Origin of the sequence: Wolbachia endosymbiont of Madathamugadia hiepei, from assembly GCF_013366855.1 — a bacterium.
Classification (GTDB): domain Bacteria; phylum Pseudomonadota; class Alphaproteobacteria; order Rickettsiales; family Anaplasmataceae; genus Wolbachia.
On sequence record NZ_WQMP01000115.1, the window covers coordinates 1 to 3,316 of the forward strand.

At 34.7% G+C, this 3,316-nt stretch carries 3 protein-coding genes; 1 reads left to right on the forward strand and 2 read right to left on the reverse strand.

Translation table 11 applies throughout. The annotated features are described in order from the left end of the window. The coding region (locus GO685_RS04270) for a transposase (protein WP_175937715.1) at positions 1-304 on the forward strand (304 nt) is incomplete at its 5' end. A 618-nt stretch (positions 305-922) separates the two neighbouring features. Here GO685_RS04270 and rnc read toward each other — a convergent pair. Further along, positions 923-1,630, reverse strand: a complete 708-nt coding sequence (gene rnc, locus GO685_RS04275; protein ID WP_175937716.1) for a ribonuclease III — start codon at positions 1,628-1,630, stop codon at positions 923-925. A gap of 78 nt (positions 1,631-1,708) precedes the next feature. Then, positions 1,709-2,749 (reverse strand): quinone-dependent dihydroorotate dehydrogenase, encoded by a 1,041-nt coding sequence (locus tag GO685_RS04280; RefSeq protein ID WP_175937717.1) that lies wholly within the window; start codon positions 2,747-2,749, stop codon positions 1,709-1,711. Between the last annotated feature and the right edge of the window lie 567 nt (positions 2,750-3,316).

Sequence of the window (3,316 nt, forward strand, 5' to 3'; positions counted from 1 at the left end):
GGATAAAGGTTACATCCAAAAAGATTTATTTCTACAATTACTTGATAGAAATTTAAAGCTTGTTACCAAGATAAAAAAAGGTATAAAAAACGCATTAATCTCGCTAAATGAGAAGATTGTTCTGAGGAAAAGACCCATCATTGAAACGGTTTTTGGTTACCTGAAAAACAGATTAGAAATTGAACATACTTGCCATAGATCTCCTATTAACTTTTTAGTTCACATTTTTTCTACGCTTATTTCATATTCCATGCAACCCAAAAGGCCCTCTATTTCCAGCTCTTTCTTTTCGGCTAATCCATAGTTAGTGTTTATAAGTCGTTCAAGACAGTATAGTACGCCAATTTGCAGGATTAGAGAGTGAGCAACTTCTACCACGGGATTTCTTTTGTCTTTTTTTCTGCTTAGTAAATTTCTTAACGCTTAAGTCAAGGTTAGTTGTAGTTTAAAAGCAGCTAAATTGCAGCGTTTAAGGCTAAAAAGATGCCAATATTTTTGAACAGATATTGACCAGGGCTTCTTTTGCTTCTTTTCTCCACTTGGTAAATTTCTTGAATATTTATTACTAAAGTAATATCCTAAATCCCAGATACTGTCTTTATTGTCAACAAGTTACTTGACTAAAAAGATAAAAAATAACAAAACAATTCAAATTAAGATCACATCTTTTATAAATTAGCGTAACTGTGGATAAGTACTCTTAGTTTGTGTAGGCGTACTTACAATGGCGTCAACTTAAGAGCCTCCTTGTAAACTTCTTTGTTGAAATAAAATAGAAACAAAAGTGCTATTTCTTGTAGCTTTTGGGTAATTTAATGGTAGAAATTGTAGAGAGAAATTCTATACACAATCGCTGACATTTTTCCTTAAGTTAACGCCATTGCCTGAATGGATACGATGCTTTTATTTCTTAAAACTTGAATTAAGTTGAATTGCTTTTTTCACTATTGTTAATTTTTTCTAGCATTAACTCGGCAGCCTTTTGTTCAGCAACCTTTTTACTAGAAGCGCATGCAGAAACTTCACCATAGTTTTCTATGCGAATTGATATGGTAAACTCAGGATTGTGTGCTGGCCCAGTCTGTTTTGCAAGCTCATACTCTGGTAGAGGTAATTTATTTTTCTGAGTCCATTCTTGTAGCGAGGTTTTAGGATCCTGAGGAGGGACTAGTATATCCTTAGCCAGTTTCTCCCAATGTTGGGTAACAAATCTTTCAACATTTTTAAATCCGCCGTCAATATAAATCGCACCTATTAGTGCTTCAAGTGCGTTTTCTAAATTTTTTAAGTTACATTTTCCTCCATTGTAGCGTTCGCTATTATTCATGATGATAAAATCGCCCAACTCTATTTCTTTAGCGACATTGGCAATTGTGCTGCCACAAACTAAGTCCGTTTTTCTTTTCGCCAACGCGCCTTCTCTTTCCTCAGGAAATAGTTTAAACAGTATAGCAGACACAATCATATTCAAAATGCTATCACCCAAAAACTCTAACCTTTCGTAATTTTCAGTTTGATTTTTACTGTTCCTTTTATTTAAGCTTGGATGGGTCAGTGCTTCCTCTAATATCGCATCATTTTTGAACCTATAGTTGATGATTTTAGATATTGCATTGTTCAAGTTTTCCATACTTGTTGTATTAAAAGAAAGTACTTCCTGCTGTATCTTTATATCAGAAAATTAGTTTTACTCCATCAAAATAAGTCGCTAAGATTTGCAGTCACAACCCACTGCCTCACTGATGTTACTCAGACCATCTCTTTTGATCAGCTCTGCAAGCTCTAGGTTGATTTTATTCACAACTTGAGGTCCTTGGTATATGAGGGCAGTGTACAGTTGTACTAGAGAGGCTCCTGCCTTTATTTTTTTATATGCATCAGCACCGCTTGAGATTCCCCCGCATCCTATTAATAATGTCTTGCCCTTAGTGAGTTTATAAATGTCACTCAATAACTCAGTTGAAAGTTTAAACAGTGGTCTACCGCTCAACCCGCCAATCTCATTGTGATGAGAATGCAGATTATCTCGACTAACCGTAGTATTGCTTACTACCAAGCCGTCAATTTTGTATTCTAGTGCAAGCTCAGCAATATTTTCTTTTGTTTGCTGATTTATATCTGGAGAAATTTTTAATATTATTGGTATGGATCCAGAGTTATCGATTGATTTCCGGGTTAGAGTTATGGACTTCAACAATTCCAATAATTCCTGCTTATTGTGCAGGTTGCGTAAATTTGGCGTATTTGGAGATGAGATATTCAGCACTATATAACTACTTTTCCCATATACCATCTTTATTAAGTCAACATAGTCACTGATTTGGTCCTTCGAAGTGCTATTTTTCCCTATATTGATGCCGAAAACGCAATCATCAAGCTTGGTTTCATTTATTCGTTTAAGGAAATAGTCTATTCCTTTATTATTGAATCCCAATCTATTGATTATTCCTTCGTCTTCAATTAACCGAAAAATTCTCGGTTTTTTGTGTCCGTATTGAGGGTGTTTAGTTACAGTACCAGCCTCGATAAATCCAAAACTAAGTGAGAGCATGGACCTTATAACTTCTGCATTCTTGTCAAAACCTGCAGCAAGACCCACAGGGCTCCTAAGTTTATTACCAAAGAAGTTTACGTTTAAAGATTCTGGTAGTTCTATAGGTTTTCTACAAGGCATCTTTTTTAACATTGTGATTGCCAAGGAATGAGCAATTTCAGGTGGTAGCAAAAACAGTAAATTACGTAATATCATTTTGTAAAACACTCTTCAGTTTATTTTCTACCATAAAACGCTATGAGAGTATAACCATAACTTTAAAAGAGGACGTTTTCATTGATTTTGAATAAGCTTTCTGGTCTTACCCTACAACTATACGAACATTGCAATTAGCAGGTAATTTGCAGGTGTCATCCCAGTTTTCCATAAAAATGGTGCGCTTTAACGTAATTTTTATGCTCACTAGCCTAATAAAGTTCCTGGATTCCAGGTCACGCGCTGGAATGACACCACTTGTTGTAAAAACAAATGTTCGTTCATAGATTGCAACTAGCCATAAATATTAAAAAAAATTTACCAAGTAAGAAAAAAAGGCAAAAGAAACCCCGTTGGTGGCTAATTATTTATATTAACTTTATAAATTGGCGTTTTTTTATTCTTAACGTCTAATCTAGCTGCTTTTAAACCGCAACTGATCTAATTTTAAACGTTAAGAAATTTACTAAACAGACAAAAGGCAAAAGAAACCCCGCTAGCTAGTTATTCGCTATCTATCTTTTAAATTGGCGTTTTTTATTGTCCTAAACGCTTTAACAAGCGCAT

Excerpts from the sequence above, each read along its gene's own strand:
- GO685_RS04280 (WP_175937717.1), bottom strand. The coding sequence starts at position 2,749 with ATGATATTACGTAATTTACTGTTTTTGCTACCACCTGAAATTGCTCAT.
- rnc (WP_175937716.1), bottom strand. The coding sequence starts at position 1,630 with ATGGAAAACTTGAACAATGCAATATCTAAAATCATCAACTATAGGTTC.